General features: G+C 33.1%; 22 protein-coding genes, 1 tRNA gene and 3 pseudogenes. 9 read left to right on the top strand and 17 right to left on the bottom strand.

What is annotated here, in order from left to right; translation table 11 throughout:
- Positions 1 to 290 precede the first annotated feature (290 nt).
- A complete protein-coding gene (gene dnaA, locus ACFE3K_RS05045; protein WP_375358504.1) occupies positions 291 to 1,700 on the bottom strand; it encodes a chromosomal replication initiator protein DnaA in 1,410 nt (469 codons plus the stop codon).
- Entirely contained in the window at positions 1,685 to 2,074 is a 390-nt protein-coding gene (locus tag ACFE3K_RS05040) for a rhodanese-like domain-containing protein (protein WP_375358503.1), read from the bottom strand. The genes dnaA and ACFE3K_RS05040 overlap by 16 nt, the downstream gene beginning before the upstream one ends.
- A 160-nt stretch (positions 2,075 to 2,234) precedes the next feature.
- On the opposite strand from ACFE3K_RS05040, the gene ACFE3K_RS05035 reads away from it, so the two are divergent.
- From ACFE3K_RS05035 to ACFE3K_RS05020, 4 genes and pseudogenes are all read left to right on the top strand, one after another.
- Complete coding sequence (locus ACFE3K_RS05035) at positions 2,235 to 2,504, top strand: succinate dehydrogenase assembly factor 2 (protein WP_342259491.1); 270 nt, start codon at positions 2,235 to 2,237, stop codon at positions 2,502 to 2,504.
- 12 nt (positions 2,505 to 2,516) lie between these two features.
- The gene (gene mfd, locus ACFE3K_RS05030; protein WP_375358502.1) at positions 2,517 to 5,897 is read left to right on the top strand and encodes a transcription-repair coupling factor; all 3,381 of its coding nucleotides are present in this window, start codon (positions 2,517 to 2,519) and stop codon (positions 5,895 to 5,897) included.
- A 36-nt stretch (positions 5,898 to 5,933) separates the two neighbouring features.
- A pseudogene (locus tag ACFE3K_RS05025) lies at positions 5,934 to 6,032 on the top strand (hypothetical protein); the annotation flags it as partial.
- A gap of 79 nt (positions 6,033 to 6,111) precedes the next feature.
- A pseudogene (locus tag ACFE3K_RS05020) lies at positions 6,112 to 6,822 on the top strand (IS6 family transposase).
- 152 nt (positions 6,823 to 6,974) lie between these two features.
- Here ACFE3K_RS05020 and miaA read toward each other — a convergent pair.
- The 3 genes from miaA to ACFE3K_RS05005 all read right to left on the bottom strand — a co-directional run bounded on the left by miaA (position 6,975) and on the right by ACFE3K_RS05005 (position 9,284).
- Positions 6,975 to 7,889: a tRNA (adenosine(37)-N6)-dimethylallyltransferase MiaA gene (gene miaA, locus ACFE3K_RS05015; RefSeq protein ID WP_375358501.1), complete on the bottom strand. Its 915-nt coding sequence runs from the start codon at positions 7,887 to 7,889 to the stop codon at positions 6,975 to 6,977.
- 386 nt (positions 7,890 to 8,275) lie between these two features.
- Entirely contained in the window at positions 8,276 to 8,986 is a 711-nt protein-coding gene (locus ACFE3K_RS05010) for an IS6 family transposase (RefSeq protein ID WP_375358498.1), read from the bottom strand.
- Positions 8,987 to 9,053: 67 nt separating this feature from the next.
- Complete coding sequence (locus ACFE3K_RS05005; protein ID WP_375358500.1) at positions 9,054 to 9,284, bottom strand: hypothetical protein; 231 nt, start codon at positions 9,282 to 9,284, stop codon at positions 9,054 to 9,056.
- A 22-nt stretch (positions 9,285 to 9,306) separates the two neighbouring features.
- On the opposite strand from ACFE3K_RS05005, the gene ACFE3K_RS05000 reads away from it, so the two are divergent.
- Positions 9,307 to 9,468 carry a hypothetical protein gene (locus ACFE3K_RS05000; RefSeq protein ID WP_375358499.1) on the top strand — a complete coding sequence of 54 codons (162 nt, stop codon included), beginning with the start codon at positions 9,307 to 9,309 and terminating at the stop codon, positions 9,466 to 9,468.
- Positions 9,469 to 9,587: 119 nt separating this feature from the next.
- Here the strand turns inward: ACFE3K_RS05000 and ACFE3K_RS04995 are convergent.
- A tRNA-Ser gene (locus ACFE3K_RS04995) sits at positions 9,588 to 9,678 on the bottom strand.
- Between the two features lie 134 nt (positions 9,679 to 9,812).
- Positions 9,813 to 9,974: a hypothetical protein gene (locus ACFE3K_RS04990; protein WP_375358499.1), complete on the bottom strand. Its 162-nt coding sequence runs from the start codon at positions 9,972 to 9,974 to the stop codon at positions 9,813 to 9,815.
- A 22-nt stretch (positions 9,975 to 9,996) separates the two neighbouring features.
- Here ACFE3K_RS04990 and ACFE3K_RS04985 point away from each other — a divergent pair, with 22 nt between their 5' ends.
- Together ACFE3K_RS04985 and ACFE3K_RS04980 are read left to right on the top strand one after the other, a co-directional pair.
- A complete protein-coding gene (locus tag ACFE3K_RS04985; protein WP_375358498.1) occupies positions 9,997 to 10,707 on the top strand; it encodes an IS6 family transposase in 711 nt (236 codons plus the stop codon).
- A complete protein-coding gene (locus tag ACFE3K_RS04980) occupies positions 10,671 to 11,288 on the top strand; it encodes a transposase (RefSeq protein WP_375358497.1) in 618 nt (205 codons plus the stop codon). The genes ACFE3K_RS04985 and ACFE3K_RS04980 overlap by 37 nt, the downstream gene beginning before the upstream one ends.
- A gap of 168 nt (positions 11,289 to 11,456) precedes the next feature.
- Here the strand turns inward: ACFE3K_RS04980 and polA are convergent.
- From polA to ACFE3K_RS04940, 8 genes and pseudogenes are all read right to left on the bottom strand, one after another.
- Positions 11,457 to 14,103, bottom strand: a pseudogene (polA, locus tag ACFE3K_RS04975) (DNA polymerase I).
- A 78-nt stretch (positions 14,104 to 14,181) separates the two neighbouring features.
- On the bottom strand, positions 14,182 to 14,892 hold the full coding sequence (locus ACFE3K_RS04970) for an IS6 family transposase (protein ID WP_375358496.1): 711 nt from the start codon (positions 14,890 to 14,892) through the stop codon (positions 14,182 to 14,184).
- Between the two features lie 67 nt (positions 14,893 to 14,959).
- Positions 14,960 to 16,078, bottom strand: coding sequence for a group II intron reverse transcriptase/maturase (gene ltrA / locus ACFE3K_RS04965; RefSeq protein WP_375358495.1), 1,119 nt, complete (start codon positions 16,076 to 16,078; stop codon positions 14,960 to 14,962).
- Positions 16,079 to 16,699: 621 nt separating this feature from the next.
- On the bottom strand, positions 16,700 to 19,129 hold the full coding sequence (gyrB, locus tag ACFE3K_RS04960; protein ID WP_375359490.1) for a DNA topoisomerase (ATP-hydrolyzing) subunit B: 2,430 nt from the start codon (positions 19,127 to 19,129) through the stop codon (positions 16,700 to 16,702).
- Positions 19,130 to 19,298: 169 nt separating this feature from the next.
- Entirely contained in the window at positions 19,299 to 19,709 is a 411-nt protein-coding gene (locus tag ACFE3K_RS04955; RefSeq protein WP_375358494.1) for a hypothetical protein, read from the bottom strand.
- Positions 19,710 to 19,725: 16 nt separating this feature from the next.
- Positions 19,726 to 20,202, bottom strand: a complete 477-nt coding sequence (locus ACFE3K_RS04950) for a hypothetical protein (RefSeq protein WP_375358493.1) — start codon at positions 20,200 to 20,202, stop codon at positions 19,726 to 19,728.
- Positions 20,203 to 20,267: 65 nt separating this feature from the next.
- A complete protein-coding gene (locus tag ACFE3K_RS04945) occupies positions 20,268 to 20,732 on the bottom strand; it encodes an IS630 family transposase (protein WP_375358492.1) in 465 nt (154 codons plus the stop codon).
- Positions 20,726 to 21,226, bottom strand: a complete 501-nt coding sequence (locus ACFE3K_RS04940) for a helix-turn-helix domain-containing protein (protein ID WP_375358359.1) — start codon at positions 21,224 to 21,226, stop codon at positions 20,726 to 20,728. The genes ACFE3K_RS04945 and ACFE3K_RS04940 overlap by 7 nt, the downstream gene beginning before the upstream one ends.
- A 542-nt stretch (positions 21,227 to 21,768) precedes the next feature.
- On the opposite strand from ACFE3K_RS04940, the gene ACFE3K_RS04935 reads away from it, so the two are divergent.
- Complete coding sequence (locus tag ACFE3K_RS04935; protein ID WP_375358491.1) at positions 21,769 to 23,118, top strand: TolC family protein; 1,350 nt, start codon at positions 21,769 to 21,771, stop codon at positions 23,116 to 23,118.
- Positions 23,118 to 23,648: a DUF2497 domain-containing protein gene (locus tag ACFE3K_RS04930; RefSeq protein WP_375358490.1), complete on the top strand. Its 531-nt coding sequence runs from the start codon at positions 23,118 to 23,120 to the stop codon at positions 23,646 to 23,648. Before ACFE3K_RS04935 ends, ACFE3K_RS04930 begins: the two co-directional genes overlap by 1 nt.
- Positions 23,649 to 23,720: 72 nt before the next feature.
- Here the strand turns inward: ACFE3K_RS04930 and ACFE3K_RS04925 are convergent, their stop codons facing one another.
- The gene (locus ACFE3K_RS04925; protein WP_375358489.1) at positions 23,721 to 24,431 is read right to left on the bottom strand and encodes an IS6 family transposase; all 711 of its coding nucleotides are present in this window, start codon (positions 24,429 to 24,431) and stop codon (positions 23,721 to 23,723) included.
- 186 nt (positions 24,432 to 24,617) lie between these two features.
- The gene (locus ACFE3K_RS04920) at positions 24,618 to 24,968 is read right to left on the bottom strand and encodes a hypothetical protein (RefSeq protein WP_375358488.1); all 351 of its coding nucleotides are present in this window, start codon (positions 24,966 to 24,968) and stop codon (positions 24,618 to 24,620) included.
- Positions 24,969 to 25,049: the final 81 nt, after the last annotated feature.

Raw genomic sequence — 25,049 nt, 5'->3', positions numbered from 1 at the left:
GGTGCCCTTTTTGATACTATTTTACTTAACTTGACGGTGCCCTTAATTGCTAAACATAAACCAGCAAAAGTTGCTCTTGTTGCTGTTATGCGTAAATTACTAGCTTTTATGCACTCTATTGTCAAAAATAATTCTTCTTGCAATGAAAATTTATGGTAAGTTATTATTTTCTTATTGACTTCCATTACGGATGCTGAGGTTATAATAGCATAATACCTCGAAATATTAAAGCCAATTCGGGATAAGACTTCTATTATGGGAAACGTGCTTTTCTTTAAGTTCATCGTAATCTAGTTTTGCAGTATTTTCATTAACAGACTAAGTTCCTCACGAAATTCTGTATCAATTTCACATAATTCTTCTACTTTTTTGATAGCATGCATTATTGTAGTATGATCTTTCTTACCAAATTTCTTGCCGATATCAGTAAGGCTTTTTGGGGTTAATGTTTTACTTAAATACATAGCTACTTGCCTTGGTCTAGCTATTGAGCGAATACGTCTAGGAGAAGACATATCAGAAAATTTAATATTATAACGATCAGCTACTTTTCTTTGAATATCTTCAATCGTTATAATTCTTTCATTGGAACGTAGTAAGTCACGTAAAATATTTTGGGTATTTTCTAAAGTTATCTCCCTACCCACTAAAGTTGAATGAGCAATAACTTTATTAAGAGCCCCCTCTAACTCTCTGACATTTGACGTTATTTTTGATGCTAAGAATTCTACAACATTTTTAGGTATGTGAATATTCATCTGTTCAAGCTTAGATTCTAATATCCCCAATCTTAGTTCATAAGTAGTACTGTGAACATCTGCAACCAAGCCCCAACCAAGTCTAGACTTAATCCGCTCTTCAATATTATCTAAATCTGACGGTGAACGGTCACATGATATAACCATTTGACGATTATTATCAATCAAAGCATTGAAAGTATGAAAAAACTCTTCTTGAGTACTATCTTTACCAGATATAAATTGAATATCATCGATCATTAGCACGTCAACTGAACGAAATTCTTCTTTAAATGACATAACATCTTTATTACGAAGTGCTTTGATGAATTGATACATAAACTTTTCTGCCGACATGTAAATTACTTTGCGAGTCGGGTTATTATGTCTTATATACCAAGCAATAGCATGCATTAAGTGTGTCTTACCAAGACCAACACCCCCATACAAAAATAAGGGGTTAGATTCAGCTACGGCACTTTCTGATTCAGCAACTGCTCTAGAGGCTGCATATGCTAACTCATTTGGTCCACCAACTACAAAATTTTCAAAAGTAAATCGTAAGTCTAATGCTGAAAAAATGCCTTCGGAATTGAGATCCATTCCTTCTTTTATTGATGGAATTTTTGCTAAATATTCAGGTATATTTGGATTTTGTTCTAGTAATTCTTTAGTAACTATCTCAATTGATTTAATATCTTTGTCATAAGACTGCCAAGATTGCAATATATCACGTGCATATTTTGATTTTATCCAATCTCGGATAAAATTTGTTGGTGTAGAAAGTATAATAGTAGTAGTAGAAGCTTCTAGAAAGTTAATCTTACTGAACCAACTTTTATACAAAGACTCACCGTAATATTTATTAAGATCAGAACAAACATGCTGCCAAATATCTCTATAATGAGCTACTTCCTTTTCTACAGTCAATTGATTTTGGTTAGTATTCACAGAACTTGCCATGGTAAATTATTTTGTTTCCAACCAGCTCCATTACCTCCTCCTTCAAAACCATCAACGATGTTGTAGCATTTTGTATAACCTAAACCACCAGCACACAAGGCCGCTTCATGAGATCGGACACCTGAACGACAAAGGAATAATACATTATTTTTATTACTGACTTTCGACATAAACTGGTTGTTAAATTCACGATTTAATGACATATCAGGCAATAAACGCCAGCTAAGAAAAAGTACTTGATATTTATCAAGCTTTGGAATACCTATTTTTTGCCATTCTTCAGTAGTTCTAATATCAACAACAATGGTACATTCATCCATTTCTAGCAACTTATAAGCTTCTAAGGAAGATATATTTTTGATACTTATAGGCATCTGCATTTTTTTGAATATATTAAAATTTATTGAATAAGAATAAGATTTAGACTAATTGAGTATATACTACTTAATATACAGTTTACAGTTTATATTTTATATTTGGTAATTGTCAAACTATCTGAATCATATTATGATATTTTTTTATAGGATTATCAATATGGACTATTTAAAAAAAGCATTCCTAGCTAAAAAATTACTATACCAAAGCAAAAATCGTGGTTGCAAAGAAACCGGGTTAATATTAGGTAAATTTGCTGAACAATTTCTTGCTAATATGGATATAGATAGTTTAACAGATTTTGCTTTAATACTTAATCAAAATGATATAGATATTTATGATTGGATTACCAATAAAACAACTCCTCCTGTTCACTTAAATTCAAAAGTGATGTTACAAATACTTAATTTTGATATTAACCGCCTATAAGCTTAATAAACAATGATACAACAACCTCTACCACTCAGTGCAAAAAGTTTTTTTGCTAATGAGTATTTCTTAAATAAACCAACTAAGAATATTTTACTTATTTTTGCCAGTGAAGATGATGCAATTAATAGCTATAAACAATTATTATTTTTTGCACAAAGCATTCAGACTAGTAATATATTATATTTTCCTAGTTTTGATACTATACCATATGATCGCATTTCGCCCCAGTCTAACATTTTATCAGAAAGAGCTAATGCACTAAGTTATTTAGCAACTAATAATGAAAAAAAATTGGTAGTTACTAATGCGGTGAATTTACTGAGCAAATTACCACCTTCGGAATTCTTAGTTAAGTCTTTTCTGAAATTACATAATAAAATGAAGTTTTCAGTGGGCAAGCTCGCCGAATTCCTAGTACATAATGGTTTTACAAGGAGTAGTAGTAGCATTGATAGTGGTGAATTTTCAGTAAGAGGAGAGATAGTAGATATAATTTTGCCAGGGTATAAGGGCTATCGTATTAATTTTAGTTGGGATCACATAGAGTCAATAAGAGAATTTGATATTGATAGTCAAATTTCTACTAATAGCTGTACAGAGTTAATAATTAATTCTGTCAGTGAGGTAATATTAAATTTAGAAACAATAAAGAATTTTAGAGATAATTATCTAAAAGCTTTTGGTGTTAATTACGTGAATAGCCCTTTATATGAATCAGTAATTGAAGGAAAAAAATTTCAAGGATATGAACATTTATCTCCTTTATTCTATAATTCTTTCAGTAGCTTAATTAATTATTTAGATGACCCTATTATTATTTATGATAATTTGTTGTTACAATCAATTATTGAGCAGGAGAATAATTATACAGATCTTTACAGGTCGCGGATTGAGTCTAACAAAATAAAATTAAACACATTCTATCCTGCATTGCCTCCTGAGCAGATTTACTTTACCAGTCAAGAAATACAAACTTTACTAGAACAGGATAAGAATATTTTAATTAGTCCTGAAGATTCATCTTATGCATATTCATTAGAAAAAATTATTGCAACTAGTTTTATTGAGAATAAGACAGTTTTTGATAAGCTATTTGAGATTATAGAGAACAATAATACTAAAATACCAATTATTTTTTGTCAGTCTAAAAGTAATTTGGAAAGACTGAAGAGCTTGATAAATAGCTACTCACGAGAATATATAGAGATAGACAATCTACAACAGGCAAAAATTGGTGTGATAAATCTTGCATATGTCCAACTTAGTCAAGGATTTTATAGTGATAAATATTTGTTTATTGCAGCTCACGATATTTTAGGAAAAAGTGCGGTAAACGTTCGCCAGCAAGGTGCTAAACGTAAGCTTAAAAACATTCTAATGGAATTAGATAATTTAGGCGAAGGGGAGTTAGTTGTTCATAAGGATCATGGTATTGGTCAATTTCTTAATGTTGAAACACTAGATGTTAAAGGCAAGGCTCATGATTTCCTAAAAATTTTATATGAGAATAATGATAAATTATATATTCCTGTTGAGAATATAGAGCTAATTAAGAAATATGGTAGTAGTGAAGCACAGCTAGCCAAGTTAGGTAGCAGTAGCTGGCAAAGAAGTAAGGCTAAGCTCAAGAATCGTATTACAGAAATTGCCGAGCAATTATTAGCAATAGCCGCTAAGAGGAAATTAACTGTAACTAATCCAATAGAGTTTGATCATGAAGAATATGACAAATTCTGTCAGAGATTTAAATATACCGAAACTGAAGATCAATTAAATGCCATAAATGATATTAGAAAAGATTTTGACTCAGGTATTTTAATGGATAGATTAATTTGTGGTGATGTTGGTTTTGGAAAAACTGAAGTGGCAATAAGGGCAACTTTTATGGTAGCTAAATCAAACTGTGACGTCTCCCCTCAAGTAGCCATTGTCGTACCAACTACTATTCTAGGTAAGCAGCATTATTTAAGATTTCGTAAAAGATTTAAGGATTTAGGGCTGAATATAGTACAATTATCTAGCCTAGTTACCAATAGTGAGGCTAAAATTGTTAAAGAACAAATCAAAAAGGGTACAGCTAATATAATAATTGGTACACATGCCTTGCTGAGTAAGAATATAGAATTTAGTAACCTCAGATTATTAATAATTGATGAAGAACAACATTTTGGTGTTGCTCAAAAGGAACATTTAAAGAAACTAAGAACTACAATGCATGTTCTATCTCTTTCGGCCACACCAATTCCTCGTACAATGCAGATGTCTATGGTAGGGCTGAAAGACCTTAGTATCATTGCCACACCACCGATTGATAGGCTAGAAGTTCGGACAACAGTTATGCCGTTTGATCCGGTGATTATTAGAGATGCTTTACTTAGAGAACGTTTCCGTGGTGGTAGAAGTTTCTATGTAGTGCCTAGAATTAAGGACATTCCGGATATAGAGAAATACTTACAGGAGGTTGTACCTGAACTAAAGTACAAAGTTGCTCATGGCCAAATGCCAGCTGCCAAAGTAGATGAGATTATGAGTGAATTTTGTGATGGTAAGTTTGACATACTCGTTTCTACCACAATAATTGAGTCAGGTATAGATATTGCCGAAGCTAATACAATGATTATTCATAAATCTGATATGCTTGGTTTGAGTCAGTTATATCAGCTCAGAGGTAGGATAGGACGAAGTAAAGTCAGAGGTTATGCCTATTTAACCTTAGCTAATTATAAGAAAATGACCGCACATTCAATAAAACGTCTAGAAATAATGCAGAGTAGCTGTACTCTTGGTTCTGGTTTTACCATTGCCAGCCATGATATGGATTTACGTGGTTTTGGTAACTTGGTAGGAGAAGAGCAGTCTGGGCAGATTAAAGAAGTAGGAGTGGAGCTTTATCAGGAGATGTTAGATGAACAAATAGCAATTCTTAAGGATGAAGTTATTGAGCAGCCAAAAGCTTTTATTCCAATAATTAATTTGGGATTACCTGTTTTCATTTCTGACAATTATATTGCAGATTCTGCTCTTAAACTAAGTTTGTACAGAAGAGTTGGAAATTTAATTGATGATGTAGATATTGAAAATTTTAAGGACGAAATGGTTGATCGTTTCGGTCCTATCCCATCAGAATTTAATAATCTACTTAATATAGTAAAAATAAAGCATAAATGCAGTAAGCTTAATATTGAAAATTTAGACTCTGGTGATCGAGGATTTGTTTTAAAATTTTATAAAGAAGCAGATATAGCTGATAAGGTTAGGAATTTTGTTATAAAACATCCTCAGCAAACCAAAATAAAACCGGATACTAAGTTAGTATTTACCAAAACATTGGTAGGAAAAGATATTATAGAGGAAGCGAATAGTCTGTTGGAGCAATTATTGGTTGCATAATATCATATAGGGCGAAAAGGAATTAAAATTAGGAAAGTGAGTAAAATTAAAAAGCAATATATATGTACAAATTGTGGTAATAGTACATCAAAATGGGCGGGACAATGTTTTGATTGTGGATTATGGGGAGCGATTAATGTAAATTAAGTATTGAGCAAATGTAGGGAATAATTTATAGATTATCAGTGACAATTGTTACCTAAATTTCAGTGCTATGTGTATTATTCAATCCCCAAAGAGACATCGTTTTCCAGTAATCATTATTAGCCATGCAGTATGGTTATATCATCGATTCAATAATAGTTACAGAGATGTACAAGAACAGATGGCCTATCGAGGTATTATTTTAAGTCATGAGACAGTAAGATTTTGGTGCAATAAATTTGCGGTTTATTTTCAAGATGTTATCAGAAAGCGAGAGAGGAAACCAACTGATAAATGGCATTTAGATGAGATGAATATTAAGATTAAAGGCGAGGTATTGATATTATGGAGAGCTGTTGACTCTGAGGGGCATGAATTAGAAGTATTACTGCAGAAGCGTCGTAATAAAAAATCAGCTATTCGTTTTTTATCAAAATGATTGGGTCATTATCCAGCTCCAAGAGTAATTGTTACTGATAAGCTCAGAAGTTACATTAAGCCGATTAAGCTTATGTGCCCTAAAACTGAGCATCGCACTCATAAAAGACTAAATAATCGTGTTGAGAATGCTCATCAACCAACTAGGCGCAACGAGAAGATATTAATTAAATTTAAGCATCCTAATTCAGCCCACTGTAAATTATCACTGATGGGAAAAGTCAGAAATATATTTGCCGTAAATGTTGGAAGATATAGTAAAACAGCAATTGAGCAAAGAATTGCATTTGCATCAGCTAAATCCATTTGGGACGAAGCCACTCAAAGACTTCTTGCTGCCTGAAATCTAAAAATATAGCTCTTTTTGATACTATTTTACTTAACTTGACGGTGCCCATATAACGGATTAACTATAAAACTCATCCTTCCCGCATGACAATATATCACAAAAATCAACTACACTAATAGATATATGCAAATTATTTGATAAATTTTTTATAAAATCATCGACAAATCAATAATCAACTCTTCAAATTGCTGATTATTAGAATATTGTAGAGTTATCTTGTCTTGTATTTGGTTTTTAAACCAAGTAATTTGCCTTTTTGCGTATTGCCTAGTCTTAATTTGTGCTAGATTTATGGCATTTTGCAAAGTAATTTCATTATTTAAATAGCATAATATTTCCCGTAGACCAATGGTTTTTATTGCAGAAGAATATATATCAGGAAAATCTTTTTTAATTTGAACTACTTCTTCAATTGCTCCTTCATTAAATAATTTTTCTAACCTAGTATTACATGTTTGATAAAGAAATTCCCTCTTTGGATGTAGAAAAATTACCTTAAAATCAAATGCTGGAAGAATAGATTTATTTTGTAAGCTTTGGAAAGCAAATATAGATTGCCCGGTTTCCATAAATACTTCATAGGCTCTTATAACCCTTTGAGTGTCGTGTTCATGTAACTTCTGAACAGCTAGGTTATCTAGCTCTTTTAGTTTATAAAAAAACTGAGTCGAACCAATCTTAGAGTGTAGCTCTCTAACATATTGCCTAATTTTAGGAGATATTGATGGTATTTCATTATAACCAACAAGTAATGAATTAATATATAACCCAGTACCACCAACAATTATTGGTAACTTGCCTCTACTACGAATGTCTGTAATTTTCTCAAGAGCATGATTTACATATTGTATTACTGAAAATTCTTGTTCTATAGATAAAAAATTATAAAGATGATAAGGAATCTCATTACGGTATATTTGTGATGGCGAGGCAGTAATAATGGGAATCTGCCTATATATCTGCATAGAATCACAATTAACTATCTCACCATTATACATTTTAGCTAAATAATGTGCCAAATAAGACTTGCCACTAGCGGTAGGTCCACATATAACTAACATCGAGTAAATAATTTCCTTTGTGTAAGTTAGTTTGATCTTTATATATATTACGTTGATCAACTCAAGCTTTTATCAAAGCATTATATTGCAAATCTGTATTCTATCTTTCATTTTCAGACGAAACTCTTACATATTCAACCAATATTCGTAAAACATAATATTTTTTATTCATACATTATAGCAAAATGGCAAAGTTTGTCGTATAGTTTTTTTGCCCTTTTTGTATATTTTTTGTTCTCTAACTCAGATGTCTGATAAACACATGTTATACTAATTGCAATAATTAACACGGTGTTATAAAATGGGTTTTTAACTGATAAATAGGTACTCAAATGGCACCGTCAAGTTAAGTAAAATAGTATCAAAAAGAGCTATATTTTTAGATTTCAGGCAGCAAGAAGTCTTTGAGTGGCTTCGTCCCAAATGGATTTAGCTGATGCAAATGCAATTCTTTGCTCAATTGCTGTTTTACTATATCTTCCAACATTTACGGCAAATATATTTCTGACTTTTCCCATCAGTGATAATTTACAGTGGGCTGAATTAGGATGCTTAAATTTAATTAATATCTTCTCGTTGCGCCTAGTTGGTTGATGAGCATTCTCAACACGATTATTTAGTCTTTTATGAGTGCGATGCTCAGTTTTAGGGCACATAAGCTTAATCGGCTTAATGTAACTTCTGAGCTTATCAGTAACAATTACTCTTGGAGCTGGATAATGACCCAATAATTTTGATAAAAAACGAATAGCTGATTTTTTGTTACGACGCTTCTGCAGTAATACTTCTAATTCATGCCCCTCAGAGTCAACAGCTCTCCATAATATAAATACTTCGCCTTTAATCTTAATATTCATCTCATCTAAATGCCATTTATCAGTTGGTTTCCTCTCTCGCTTTCTGATAACATCTTGAAAATAAACCGCAAATTTATTGCACCAAAATCTTACTGTCTCATGACTTAAAATAATACCTCGATAGGCCATCTGTTCTTGTACATCTCTGTAACTATTATTGAATCGATGATATAACCATACTGCATGGCTAATAATGCTTACTGGAAAACGATGTCTCTTTGGGGATTGAATAATACACATAGCACTGAAATTTAGGTAACAATTGTCACTGATAATCTATAAATTATTCCCTACATTTGCTCAATACTTAATTTACATTTCTCTTAACTTGACGGTGCCTTCTGATAACATCTTGAAAATAAACCGCAAATTTATTGCACCAAAATCTTACTGTCTCATGACTTAAAATAATACCTCGATAGGCCATCTGTTCTTGTACATCTCTGTAACTATTATTGAATCGATGATATAACCATACTGCATGGCTAATAATGATTACTGGAAAACGATGTCTCTTTGGGGATTGAATAATACACATAGCACTGAAATTTAGGTAACAATTGTCACTGATAATCTATAAATTATTCCCTACATTTGCTCAATACTTAATTTACATTTCTCTTAACTTGACGGTGCCTAAAACAGCAATTGAGCAAAGAATTGCATTTGCATCAGCTAAATCCATTTGGGACGAAGCCACTCAAAGACTTCTTGCTGCCTGAAATCTAAAAATATAGCTCTTTTTGATACTATTTTACTTAACTTGACGGTGCCCAAAAAACTTGAGACCTCCCTACGTTTCCCGTTCGATATTTTTGAAAAAACAACAACTTGTACCGAATGGCGGAGAGAGAGGGATTCGAACCCTCGATACGGTTAACCCGTATAACGGTTTAGCAAACCGTCGCCTTCAGCCTCTCGGCCACCTCTCCAAATTATAACATGATTATATTATGAGTCACTTATAGCATTGAATCGTTTATATTTCTATAATTATTTTATATAAGTTCAATAGGCACCGTCAAGTTAAGTAAAATAGTATCAAAAAGAGCTATATTTTTAGATTTCAGGCAGCAAGAAGTCTTTGAGTGGCTTCGTCCCAAATGGATTTAGCTGATGCAAATGCAATTCTTTGCTCAATTGCTGTTTTAGGCACCGTCAAGTTAAGAGAAATGTAAATTAAGTATTGAGCAAATGTAGGGAATAATTTATAGATTATCAGTGACAATTGTTACCTAAATTTCAGTGCTATGTGTATTATTCAATCCCCAAAGAGACATCGTTTTCCAGTAAGCATTATTAGCCATGCAGTATGGTTATATCATCGATTCAATAATAGTTACAGAGATGTACAAGAACAGATGGCCTATCGAGGTATTATTTTAAGTCATGAGACAGTAAGATTTTGGTGCAATAAATTTGCGGTTTATTTTCAAGATGTTATCAGAAAGCGAGAGAGGAAACCAACTGATAAATGGCATTTAGATGAGATGAATATTAAGATTAAAGGCGAAGTATTTATATTATGGAGAGCTGTTGACTCTGAGGGGCATGAATTAGAAGTATTACTGCAGAAGCGTCGTAACAAAAAATCAGCTATTCGTTTTTTATCAAAATTATTGGGTCATTATCCAGCTCCAAGAGTAATTGTTACTGATAAGCTCAGAAGTTACATTAAGCCGATTAAGCTTATGTGCCCTAAAACTGAGCATCGCACTCATAAAAGACTAAATAATCGTGTTGAGAATGCTCATCAACCAACTAGGCGCAACGAGAAGATATTAATTAAATTTAAGCATCCTAATTCAGCCCACTGTAAATTATCACTGATGGGAAAAGTCAGAAATATATTTGCCGTAAATGTTGGAAGATATAGTAAAACAGCAATTGAGCAAAGAATTGCATTTGCATCAGCTAAATCCATTTGGGACGAAGCCACTCAAAGACTTCTTGCTGCCTGAAATCTAAAAATATAGCTCTTTTTGATACTATTTTACTTAACTTGACGGTGCCTATCAGAAAGCGAGAGAGGAAACCAACTGATAAATGGCATTTAGATGAGATGAATATTAAGATTCAAGTCGAGGTATTGATATTATGGAGAGCTGTTGACTCTGAGGGGCATGAATTAGAAGTATTACTGCAGAAGCGTCGTAACAAAAAATCAGCTATTCGTTTTTTATCAAAATTATTGGGTCATTATCCAGCTCCAAGAGTAATTGTTACTGATAAGCTCAGAAGTTACATTAAGCCGATTAAGCTTATGTGCCCTAAAACTGAGCATCGCACTCATAAAAGACTAAATAATCGTGTTGAGAATGCTCATCAACCAACTAGGCGCAACGAGAAGATATTAATTAAATTTAAGCATCCTAATTCAGCCCACTGTAAATTATCACTGATGGGAAAAGTCAGAAATATATTTGCCGTAAATGTTGGAAGATATAGTAAAAAACAGCAATTGAGCAAAGAATTGCATTTGCATCAGCTAAATCCATTTGGGACGAAGCCACTCAAAGACTTCTTGCTGCCTGAAATCTAAAAATATAGCTCTTTTTGATACTATTTTACTTAACTTGACGGTGCCCTTTTTATTCCTCTTGCCTAACTATAATTTTTGTCAACAGAACCTAGGCTACTTGACCTTCCATATTTCGTGTGTTTCCTTAGTCTTCTTTAAATTCAAAAGTTGTTTTAATAATTTGTGCAGTTAGTTGAGGATATATGTATTTAGCCAATTATCTCCTACCTTGGTTTCAACAATAAGTGGAATGGCTAATTTAGGTGAGTTCTCCATAGTGGTTTTGATTAGGTGAGTAGCTACTTCTATTTCATCAATAGGAGACTCAAAAAGTAACTCGTCATGGATTTGCAGAATTAGCTTGGTTCTTAATTTTAATTTCCGTATTTTACGGTCAAGATCAATCATTGCCACTTTTATAATGTCTGCACTAGTTCCTTGAATTGGAGCGTTGATTGCTGCCCTTTCGGCAAATTGCTGTAGGGAGTGTTTCTTATCATGGATTAAGGGAATAAAACATTTCCGTCCGAATAGGTTTAGGACATAACCATGTTCCTTGGCATAGTTTTTTATATATTCCATATATTTTTGAATTTCTGGATATTCTTCAAAATATTTTTTTATATATTCTGCTGCTTGTAAAGAGCTAATATTTAACTGTTTTGCCAGTCCAAAGCTACTGATACCATAAATAATACCAAAATTTATGGCTTTTGCTTTACGCCTATGTTCTAGTGTGAAATCTTTTTCAGTAATTTTAAATATATTACAAGCCGTTTTACTATGTATATCCTCACCATTAACGAAAGCTTGCTTTAAGGAGGGTATATCTGCCATGCTACTTAAGATTCGGAGTTCAATTTGTGAATAGTCAGCTGAAATTAATTTATGCCCATATTCTGCAATAAAAGCTGCTCTGATTTTGTTGCCTTCTTTCGAGCGAACTGGCACATTCTGTAAGTTCGGATCTTGAGAACTAAGCCTACCAGTGCTAGTTGAAGTTTGTAAAAATGTGGTATGTACCCTATTAGTTATTGGATTTACTTGCAGGGGTAAGCTATCTGTATAAGTATTTTTTAATTTAGTTAAATGACGCCATTTTAATAATAAATCGGCAATAGCAAAACCACTCTCGCTAATTTTTTCAAGTATTTCTGCACTAGTAGAATAAGACTTAGCTTTCGATGACAATTTACCAAAGGGTAGTTGCATTTTCTCAAACAAAATGTCCCCCAGTTGCTTTGGCGAGGCAATATTAAACTTTGTGCCAGTAATGGTAAAAACTTCCTGCTCTAATTTAGTAATTTCATTACCAAATTCACTTGATAGCTGTTTAAGATACTGTGAATCGATTTTAACTCCGGCTTTCTCCATTTTATCTATTATATAGCATAAAGGTAAATCAATTTCTTTGTATAGCGCTAAGGCATGATTATCCTTTAACTCTAACAATAGTTTTTGATAATCAGTACTAAAGCCAGTAATTATTTCTGCCATGGCTTCTAAATTATCCTTTTTTACCGAATTAAACGGGTCTTTTTGAGGTTTGCCAGCAGATATCAGATATTGCATTAGTTCAAGATCCTCACACGATACTATTTCACTATCGACAAAGAATTTTAATAATGATTTAAGTTTATAAGTGATTTTCTTAATAGACTTATTTTTTAGCAATTTGAGAATATCAGGTATAAACCATTGATGCAGATAATTTTGGCAAGAATCATCAGAAAGTAAATCAGACATATCGCTAGGGGTTCTAGCTGTAAACTTAATGTTGTAGCACTTATCATCAATAGATAAAATTATGGAAGGATTTTGTCCTAGATGATCTGATAGATAAATACTGATGACCCCCATGCTCTTCAGCTTTAATCATCATAGAATCAAGTTGTTGTTTAGAAGATATCTCCTGAACTATGATTTGCTTAGTAGGTAAAGATTCGTTGGTAATTTGTATTTGGAATAAATTTTCCACTCGTTTGTTTAGAGATTTAAAACCATACTCTGCTAGAAAATCAGAGATTTGCTTACTATCAGGTGGAGTATATTGCAATACACTAAAGTCTAAATCGATATCAACATTATAATCTAAACCAACTAGTTGCCAGGAAATTAATGCTAGATCCTTGGAGGAGTTAATAATTTCTCTCTGACGATCGTTACTGATTTGATCTAGTGAATTTAACAGCTCTGCTAATGAAGCAAACTGTTTTATAAGTGTTGCAGCAGTTTTAGGACCAATGCTTGGAACACCTGGTATATTATCTGACTTATCCCCAATCAAAGCCATTACTTCCCTGAGCTTATTTGGTTCTACACCAAATTTTTCTATCACGTCATCTTCAGATATGTATTTTGCTTTTATAGGGTCATACATTTTAGTATGCGAATTAATTAATTGCATTAAATCTTTATCAGAAGATATAATAATAGTATTTTCTTGTAAGGTAGTTGTTTTATTGGCTAGAGTGGCAATTATATCATCTGCCTCACAACCAGCTTTTTCAATTATTGGGAAATTTAGGCTACTTGCTGCTAGACGAATAAGTGGTAATTGATCATTCAAGTCCTTTGGTGTAGGAGGTCTATTTGCTTTATATTGCTCATAAATTTGGTGACGAAAATTCTTACCACCGGAATCAAGAATAATGACAGCATGCTTTGGCTTAAAATCGTTCAATAGCTTTAACAACATGGAGGTAAAACCATACAATGCTCCAACAGCTAAGCCACTCGGAGAAGTTAATGGTGGCTGAACATGGTATGCTCTGAAGACAAATCCATAACCATCAATTATTAATAAAGTATTTTTGTTAATTGTTTCGTTGGTCATTTTGTTATTAGGACAAATGGTTATGTGGCACCGTCAAGTTAAGTAAAATAGTATCAAAAAGAGCTATATTTTTAGATTTCAGGCAGCAAGAAGGCTTTGAGTGGCTTCGTCCCAAATGGATTTAGCTGATGCAAATGCAATTCTTTGCTCAATTGCTGTTTTACTATATCTTCCAACATTTACGGCAAATATATTTCTGACTTTTCCCATCAGTGATAATTTACAGTGGGCTGAATTAGAATGCTTAAATTTAATTAATATCTTCTCGTTGCGCCTAGTTGGTTGATGAGCATTCTCAACACGATTATTTAGTCTTTTATGAGTGCGATGCTCAGTTTTAGGGCACATAAGCTTAATCGGCTTAATGTAACTTCTGAGCTTATCAGTAACAATTACTCTTGGAGCTGGATAATGACCCAATAATTTTGATAAAAAACGAATAGCTGATTTTTTGTTACGACGCTTCTGCAGTAATACTTCTAATTCATGCCCCTCAGAGTCAACAGCTCTCCATAATATAAATACCTCGCCTTTAATCTTAATATTCATCTCATCTAAATGCCATTTATCCGTTGGTTTCCTCTCTCGCTTTCTGATAACATCTTGAAAATAAACCGCAAATTTATTGCACCAAAATCTTACTGTCTCATGACTTAAAATAATACCTCGATAGGCCATTTGTTCTTGTACATCTCTGTAACTATTATTGAATCGATGATATAACCATACTGCATGGCTAATAATGATTACTGGAAAACGATGTCTCTTTGGGGATTGAATAATACACATAGCACTGAAATTTAGGTAACAATTGTCACTGATAATCTATAAATTATTCCCTACATTTGCTCAATACTTAATTTACATTTCTCTTAACTTGACGGTGCCTTGGCCACCATTCTTTCAAAGCTATTTGCGATCTTATTGACTTTAACCATTCTTGAGTTTCTTTTAGTTTTCTTGCAAAGCTACTCTTCATTGTCTTATGACCCATTACAAAGTATCCTTGCCTACTTTTTCCACAATAGTGAGTAAAACCAAGAAAGTTAAATGTCTCCACTTTCTCTTTCCTTTTACTTGCTAGTTGCCAAGGTCGTCTACCAAACTTAACCTTCCTTGTTTTCTCTTCTGATATGCTTAATCCAAAACCTTTTAGCCTATCTTGTAGTAAGTTTAAAAATTCTTCTGCATCTTTAGCACTTTCACAACACACCACATAATCATCACAGTATCTTATTAACTCAACATAGCCTTTAGCTTTTGACTTAAAGACTTTCTCAAACCATAGATCTAAGACATAATGTAAGTAAATATTTGCAAGTATTGGACTTGCTACTGAGCCTTGCAGTATACCTTGATCACTGCTACTAACAACACCATCCTTAGTTGCTCCAGCTTTTAAAAGTCTTCTTATTAGCCACATAAAATTCTTGTCTAATATTCTTTCTTCTAAACACCTTTGCAACCAATAATGATTTATGTTATCGAAAAATTTCCTAATATCTACTTCTACAACATAATTAATTGGCTTTTTCATTACCACTTCATTTAAGGCTTTTATTGCTGAATGACAGCTTAAGTTAGGTCGAAATCCGTAAGAGCATTTTAGAAAATCTTGCTCATATATTGCTTCTAACAATTTCTTTACTGCTAATTGCACTATTTTATCTTCAACTGTTGAAATACCAAGCCCTCGCTTTTCTTTGCTGTTAGTTTTAGGTATATATACCATTCTAACTGCACTAGCCCTGTAGCTTCTATCTTTTAGTCTCTGCACAAGCTTTTCTACATGCTCCTCTAGATTCTTGCCATATTCTTCAACCGTTACTTCATCTATGCCATAAGCTCTGTTCCTTTTCAGCTCTTTGTAACATTTAATAAGATTCTCCTTATTTATATGATGCACAAGTGCTGTAAATTTTAGCTTCTTATCTTCCTTAGCTTTAGCAGATATAAGTTTAAGTTTACTTTCCATTCTACTCTCTAACCTCCGTGTATTAGTGAATTAAGCGTACTTACACTAACGCTATATTGCTGACCCCTTCCCCATGTACATGGCTTTCCCATGCTCAGAGTACTATGAGTCAGTCCGACTTCCATTGTATCATCCTTTAATTCTTGCTCTTAACAGCTTGTTTTAAAGTACTCACTTGCGTAAGAATACAATGGATCTCCTAGAGGTTCAGGTAAATTCCGTCTTGTAGCGTGTCATGGTCTGTGACTCCGGTAGAGCAATAGTTGCTCGCCTTATCGCAACTACACATCCTGTTTTCCATGAAATGAAGCATGTCAACCTCTATGATATCGCATATTTCGGAGCTTATATCCTTCACTTACGTTACAACCCACTACATCCCTCCTCTCAGCTTCACATAATTCGTTACCTCCATATATGTGAAATTTGGTTCTACGCTGTTGGCTAAACTTTACGTAGGTTGGATTTTCACCAACTGTAATTTACCCGCTTTGCCTAGCGCCATCATTACACAACCTATCTTGATGATATCTATTTTTAGTCGCCATTTGGATGAATGGTATCCCAATATACTTCTACTTTTTGCTATAACAATTTAGTTAACGGTAGTGCCTATGAGTTTTAAACATCTAAATTAACTACATTCAAAGCATTTGCTTGAATGAATTGTCTTCTAGGTTCAACAAAATCTCCCATTAATGTTGAAAAAATCATCTCGGCACTATCTTGCTCATGTACTTTAACTTGCAGTAAAGTTCTTTTTTGTGGATCTAATGTTGTCTCTCCTAACTGATCGGAATTCATCTCTCCAAGACCTTTAAAACGTTGAATAGCTATACCTTTCTTGCCGCTTTCTAATATATAATTTAGCAACATACTAGCCAGTGTAATAATATATTCTTGGTTTTTGATCAACAGCTTTGCTTGTCCAATAAATAAATTTACAAGTGGGGTAAATGCTTTAGCTAGCTGAATAAATTCAAAAGATTCAAGCTGTTCTTTTGATAAAATTTTACTTTCTTTTACTCCACGAACAAAACGGAAAAATTCTATATTATTTGCGTTAACTATAAACTGCCAGTCTGTCTTATCAGGTGTGATATCACCAAGATTTAAAATATTTAAAGCCTGATTTATTTCATTCGTTTTATTTTCATCAAATATTTGATTACCTAATAAACCTTTTATAGCTAGACATTCTGCAATTTGCCTATTAAATTTTTTGCTTACTTGGTCAAGTAACGTAGTAAACCTGATAATCCCCTTTATTACTCCCTCAAGATCATTACCAATGATCTCTGCTCCATTATACAACATAATTGTTGCATCACTAATAGTAGATTTGATTAAATACTCTTGCAGAGCTTGTTCATTTTTCAAGTAAAGCTCGTTATTACCTTTTTTTACTTTATATAAAGGCGGCTGAGCTATATATAGATATCCTTTATCAATTAATTGACGCATATGCCGGTAAAAGAAAGTAAGTAATAAGGTTCTGATGTGCGAACCATCAACATCAGCATCAGTCATAATAATTATTTTATGATATCTTAACTTATCCAAAGAAAAGTCTTCACTACCAATAGCAGTGCCAAGAGCTGTTATTAGAGTCCCTACTTGCTCAGAATTTAACATTTTATCAAATCTAGCTCTTTCAACGTTTAAGATTTTACCTCGCAGTGGCAAAATTGCTTGAAATTTTCTATCTCTACCCTGCTTTGCTGTACCACCGGCAGAGTCTCCTTCTACAATAAATAACTCTGAAAGAGCAGGGTCTTTCTCTTGACAATCGGCAAGTTTTCCAGGTAAGTTAGAAATTTCAAGAGCCGATTTCCGACGAGTTAATTCTCTTGCTCTTTTTGCTGCCTCTCTAGCAGTTGCGGCTTCAATAATTTTATTAATAATTATTTTTGCGTCACTAGGATGTTCTTCAAACCATTCTAAAATCTTAGTATATACGGCACTTTCTACGATAGGTCGAACTTCAGAACTAACTAATTTATCTTTAGTTTGTGAAGAAAACTTAGGGTCTGGTACTTTTACTGATAAAATACATGAGAGACCTTCTCTCGTATCATCACCAGTGAAATTTACTTTATTTTTTTTGTTAAGCCCAATATTCTCGGTATAAGTGGTAATAACTCTAGTAAGAGCAGCTTTAAAGGCAATAAGATGCGTACCGCCATCACGTTGTCTTATATTATTAGTAAAGCACAAAATATTCTCATGATATGAATCATTCCAATTCATTGCCAATTCAAAAGTAATCCCTGTTGCCTGATTATTAGTATTAAGTGATATACATTTATGTAATGAAGTTTTAGCTTTATCTATATATTTGACATAAGCGTCTACACCACCAGTAAAACAAAACTCTACTTCTTGTTGTTCAGCAAAACGATGATCCTTTAGTAATATCCTAACACCAGAATTTAAAAAGGCTAGTTCTCTAAGTCTATGCTCTACAGTAGCAAAAGTAAATTCAATTGAGCTAAAAGTGGTAATAGATGGAAGGAAAGTAATCTCAGTGCCTTTTTTTTCTACGGACTCTCCTTTTAGTACAAGTGGCGTTTCAGCCGCCCCATCTCTAAATTTTATAAAATATTCCTTATTATCCCGCCAAATTCTAAGTTCTAACCATTCTGACAGAGCATTTACCACAGATACACCAACACCATGCAATCCACCAGATATTTTATAAGAATTTTGATCAAACTTACCACCAGCATGTAATTGGGTCATAATAACTTCAGCTGCTGATATACCTTCTTCTTCGTGAATATCAACAGGTATCCCACGTCCATTATCACGCACTGTTATAGATCCGTTAGCATTTAGGATTACTTTAATTAGGTCACAGTGACCAGCTAAAGCTTCATCTATGGCGTTATCAACGACTTCGTAAATCATATGATGTAATCCTGAACCATCGTCAGTATCACCAATATACATACCAGGTCTTTTCTTAACTGCCTCAAGACCTTTTAAAACTTTGATGGAGTCAGCTCCATATTCTACTTCTGCTATTGATTGCTGTTGATTAGTGGACATATTTATACATAAAATGAAAGATAAAGAATAACTATACACAAAAATTACAGCAAGTGTATACTTTTCAAGTAGTTTACTAAAAAAATAGTCCATTTAGGAGAAGTGGGTAGTAGGAGCGACGAGTGACGACGTCACCAAATTCTCATCAATTGACTATATATACTAAATATTACCTTTTTCGTACTACACCTTGGGTTTTACTACTATTATTTTCAAGGACTACTTTCATAGCATTTCCTACTCGTAGTAGTTCAAGCAATGATTTTAACGGGGTTCTTAACGATGTAAGGTTCTTCAAAAAATATGCTGGTAGAATATTCTTTGTCTTATCCTTAACTAAATTCGCAAAAGATGTGGTGATTTTTTCCCTGTCAGGTATTAATTTGACTGTTTCTTGTATTTTTGATTCAATAATCAATATATTTTTGGCTGCTTTTTGGCAATATCCTAACTTCTCAAGAATGCTTTTATTGGGATCTAATGCAGCAATGAGGTTTTCTTTTATGTGAGATAATTCGGTTTCAATTAATTTTTTTAGATCTTTTCCTTGATTAGGTATATTTCCAAGGATTTTAGTCATACCTTTACGTAGAAGGTTAACACCTCCCATTGTACCATCTTGAGTATGGTGGAATTTCTTCAGATAAGTCAATAAGTTTTTTAAAAGATTTTTTTTCTTTTGGATCTTGTACAACCAATTTATTAACTTTCTTCAAAGAGTCAATATCTAACCCTAATTCTGCTACAGCTACAGGTGATACTCCTGCTATTTCTGCGATTTCAACAATCTGCGTAGCTTTAGAATATTTTTCTTTAAGGTTTGCACTTTTTTCTATTTCGGCTCGTTTTTCTCTAACTATTTCTAGTTTTTCTTGCCAATTATCTACTGTCTTCGTTAGATTCTCAATACTGAGAAAAGATTTTACTGAGTCTAATAAGCCACTTCCCTTGAGTATTAAACCAACTACAGGCATTTGTACAGCTATTATACCAACTAATAAATTACCTAAATAATCAACTATATCTTTTGACGCTCCAGGATACAAGTTATCTAGTTTATTTTGAAACTCCAAAATACTTTCAAGAACTTTTATTATTAGCTCAATGAAAGCATCTTCAAAGAATAATATCTATTCCTTTACCTTTCATATACACCATAACATTGGTTAGACAAGAAATGATTTTTAATCCATTCCCAAACTTGTTCCATTGCATTAAGTTCCGGTGCATAGGGCGGAAGCGGTATCAAAGTGATATTGCTTGGCACAGTTAGTTTTTTGGCTGTGTGCCAACCTGCATTATCCGTTAGTAAAGCTATATGTCGGTTGCCTTGAATACTGCGAGAAAGCTCTTCTAAGAATTTATTCATTGCCTGTGTGTTTGCATATGGTAAAATTAATGCACAAGCTTCTCCTGTCTCATGGCAAGCAGCTCCGTAAATATATGTTGAAATCAATTGCTGTTGCCGAACTTTACGGGGTCTAGTGCCACGCTTAGCCCATATACGAGTTAAGCTACCTTGTTGCCCAACTCTAGTTTCATCCTGAGACCATATATCAACTTTACATCTATCGATATTTTTTGGTAATAATTTTGTTAACATGTCTGGAAAGTTTTTTTATATCTATTTTGAGTCTCTTGATTTGATTTTGGATGCATTGAACGAGAAGTAATCCAGCTAAAACCAAGGCGGTGCATAGTATTGTAGACTGTTTTTAAAGCACATTTAGCACCATATTCCTCAACTAACATGATATGTAGCTCTTTTCCAGTTATATACCCACCAGTTTTACTTTTACTGAGCGTATTGATTTTATCAAAAAGAGCAGATTCTTGTATAGTGTTAATCTTCCTAGGGGCACCGCTTCTTTGTGATTCAAATAATCCTTCAAAACCATGATTCCTAAATCTTCTGAGCGATGATTGCACGGTTTTCCAGTGTGACTTCACTATTTCAGATATGGCTTTAAAAGATTTGCCTAATTGAAGGTGATACATCGCCAATAAACGTATACGATTTCGACCATGCGGCTCATGTTTCATCATTTTTATAAAATCATGACCATGAAAACCTTGTGGTAATATTAACCTAGCCATTTGAGTACCTTTTATCAGTTAAAAACCCATCTTAGACCACTGCGTTAATTATTGCAATTGGTATTATATATATAGTCAACTCTTTTTTTAATAGCTCTTAAGTTCCTAGGAAACGTTTTGGGTGTTTTCATAGAATCAAACTTTAACTGTTCTATAGCACTAGCAATAGAAGCATTTGATAAGATAGCGGGTAAAGCGACTTTTGAAAGGAAAGAGTATATATTAGGCATAATAGATAATTGAATTATATTAAAATTTTTAAATTATTACTCAAATAATACAAATAAAAACTACACTTTAAAACTGTTATATTGCTCTGACAGTTAGTTTTTGATATGTTATAGCTACTTACGCGAATTTGGGATAAGAATTAACTAATTCTTATCCCAAATTGTGGCTACTTGATTTGATCTGATTAAATATTTTGAGCTATACGTGCTAGCTTTATCACAACAAATCAAGTTTTAGATCAAGAATACCTTTAACTTCTTGCATAAGCTAGCAAAATTTTTTAACATAAACATATTTTTAGAAAACCAATTATGCATAAATTCATATACTTCACCGTTATCATTTTATTAAACTATTCAGTTTATGCTGTTAACTTATCTGATGCTCTAACTAGTGCGTATAATAATAATGGTGAGTTACAAATCAATAGGCAGACTTTTTTAAATGAAATTGAACAGTTCCCTGCAGCTTTTTCAGGTTTTATGCCCAGTGCGTCTTATAATATTGATTCTGCTATTAATACGAATAAACCAAATAGTCAATATGCTCCTTCTAATAAAAAAGAGCTGAAATCACAACAGGGAGCTTTAGTAATAGAGCTGCCTCTATTCAGTGGTGGGAGTAGTGTTGCAAATTTGGAAGCCGCCCAATCAGCTTTTAGGGCATCACGTGCTAAATATTATGCAGAAGAACAAAAAATTCTTCTTAACCTAATAAAAACTTATCTCGATTGTTATGAAACAAAAGAAAAATATGAGATTTCTGAAACTAGTGTAAAAGCTAACAAAAAGCAATTAGAAACCATTGAAGAAAAACTAAAATTAGGTGAGGCAACATCAATAGATTTAGCTAGTGCCAAGGCTGGTCTTGCAAAAGCTGAAACTGAGAAGTTAACTGCATATGCTAATTATCAAGCAACAAAAGCAAGCTTCATTCGAATGTTCGGTATAGAAGCGAATGATATTGATATGCCTCCTATACCTGATAACTTACCTACTTCATTAGAGGATTTAATGCAAAGAGCGATAAATGTTAATCCTAACATAGATAGTACAAGACATAGTGTTAAAAGTCATAAAGCTAGTGAACTGGCAGCAAAAGCTGAACTTTTACCCAAGGTAAGCTTTAAAGTTCAATCTGGTAAAACCTATTACACTCCAGAAAGTCCATATAATACCAACAATAGAAGTACTACATCTAGATTATCAATTAATATACCTATTTATTCTCACGGAGGTAGCGAATATTCAAGAATTAGGAAAGCTAAAAATAGTACTAGGAGCACAGCTATTCAACTTGATGATACAATAAAACAAATTCGAGCAAGTGCTATTGGTAGTTGGGAAGGATTTGAAGCAGCAAAGTCTAAAATTATTGCCACATCACAAGGTGTAGAAGCCGCTCAAATAGCTTATTATGGCACAATACAGGAAGAAATTGTTGGTTCTAAAACAATCTTAGACGTTTTAACTGCTGAAGAAAAATTACATAGTGCTAGGGTGTCAAAAGTTGATGCACAGAGAGAGTCTATTTTAGCAGCTTACCAAATGAAATCTTTAATTGGGGAATTGACAGCAAAAAGCTTAAAATTGAAAGTTAAATATTTTACTCCTGAAGATGAGTTTAAAGGACTTAAAAAGAAACTTATTATAGGTTTTTAATGAGTAAAGATCATAAAAAAAACCAAGATATGTCAGTTGAAGAGATATTGAAATCAATTAAAGGAATGATTGATAGTCGTGCTACAATCAATGCAGGAGGATTGGGTAATAGGAGCGATGGAGCGACACCGCCTACATATAAAGATGACTCTACCAACTTCTCCTCAATTAACTATAGTAATAGCCAATCTAACGATGATGAAATACTAGAATTGACAAATATAGTAGAGGATGAGGCAAATAAGTTAGAAAATAATAGGCATAGTGAACTAGAAGAGGAACTATTGCAGACATCCTTGGCATCCGATAAATCTGCAGCAGAAACTACTAAGATTTTTCAGCATTTCTCTAAAACAGCTCAGGAGATTAGTGCAAATGCTTCGAACCCTACGGTCAAAACATTAGAGGATATAATTATTGAAATGTTACGACCACAATTGAGTCAATGGTTAAATACAAACTTGCCTTTATTAGTAAAACAATTGGTAGAAAAAGAAATTCAAAAATTAATACCAAATGATAAAAAATGACTTAGTGGAGGATATCATTTGGCACCGTCAAGTTAAGTAAAATAGTATCAAAAAGAGCTATATTTTTAGATTTCAGGCAGCAAGAAGTCTTTGAGTGGCTTCGTCCCAAATGGATTTAGCTGATGCAAATGCAATTCTTTGCTCAATTGCTGTTTTACTATATCTTCCAACATTTACGGCAAATATATTTCTGACTTTTCCCATCAGTGATAATTTACAGTGGGCTGAATTAGGATGCTTAAATTTAATTAATATCTTCTCGTTGCGCCTAGTTGGTTGATGAGCATTCTCAACACGATTATTTAGTCTTTTATGAGTGCGATGCTCAGTTTTAGGGCACATAAGCTTAATCGGCTTAATGTAACTTCTGAGCTTATCAGTAACAATTACTCTTGGAGCTGGATAATGACCCAATAATTTTGATAAAAAACGAATAGCTGATTTTTTGTTACGACGCTTCTGCAGTAATACTTCTAATTCATGCCCCTCAGAGTCAACAGCTCTCCATAATATCAATACCTCGCCTTTAATCTTAATATTCATCTCATCTAAATGCCATTTATCAGTTGGTTTCCTCTCGCGCTTTCTGATAACATCTTGAAAATAAACCGCAAATTTATTGCACCAAAATCTTACTGTCTCATGACTTAAAATAATACCTCGATAGGCCATCTGTTCTTGTACATCTCTGTAACTATTATTGAATCGATGATATAACCATACTGCATGGCTAATAATGCTTACTGGAAAACGATGTCTCTTTGGGGATTGAATAATACACATAGCACTGAAATTTAGGTAACAATTGTCACTGATAATCTATAAATTATTCCCTACATTTGCTCAATACTTAATTTACATTTCTCTTAACTTGACGGTGCCATTTGAGTACCTATTTATCAGTTAAAAACCCATTTTATAACACCGTGTTAATTATTACAATTAGTATTAGTCCTCTGTTTACAAAGTCTATTCTTGAGTAGTAAAATGTCCTCTATAAGTTCGGTGCAACGTGACTCCCCGATGTTTTTCAATTATACTTCGGCACAGTAAGGCTGAGTCAATAGATTTTTGTTTTTTAGTAAATTTATGTTTTTTTTCAAGACATAACTCACTTATATTAATATTTTGCCAAACAAGTCCATCAAAAATTTTTGCTTTAATATAACCACTTGACTTTAAGTTATCATAATCTCCTTTGTTAAGACTCAATGCATCATCATTTAATAAAAGCTTAACATCCCCAACATTTGGGACTGGTATAGGATCAACATATTTAATATAGACTTTACCAGTTAATTCTATCTTGCTAGGTATCATAATTCTCTCTCTATATTAAAATAAGCTTCTGTTATACTGCTCGTAAATGAAGAGTTGATAGACGATAGAATCAAAATCATA

The organism is Candidatus Tisiphia endosymbiont of Neophilaenus lineatus, assembly GCF_964264975.1.
Lineage (GTDB): Bacteria > Pseudomonadota > Alphaproteobacteria > Rickettsiales > Rickettsiaceae > Tisiphia.
Note: the sequence above shows the minus strand (reverse complement) of the source record. Positions and strands in the feature narration are given on the sequence as shown.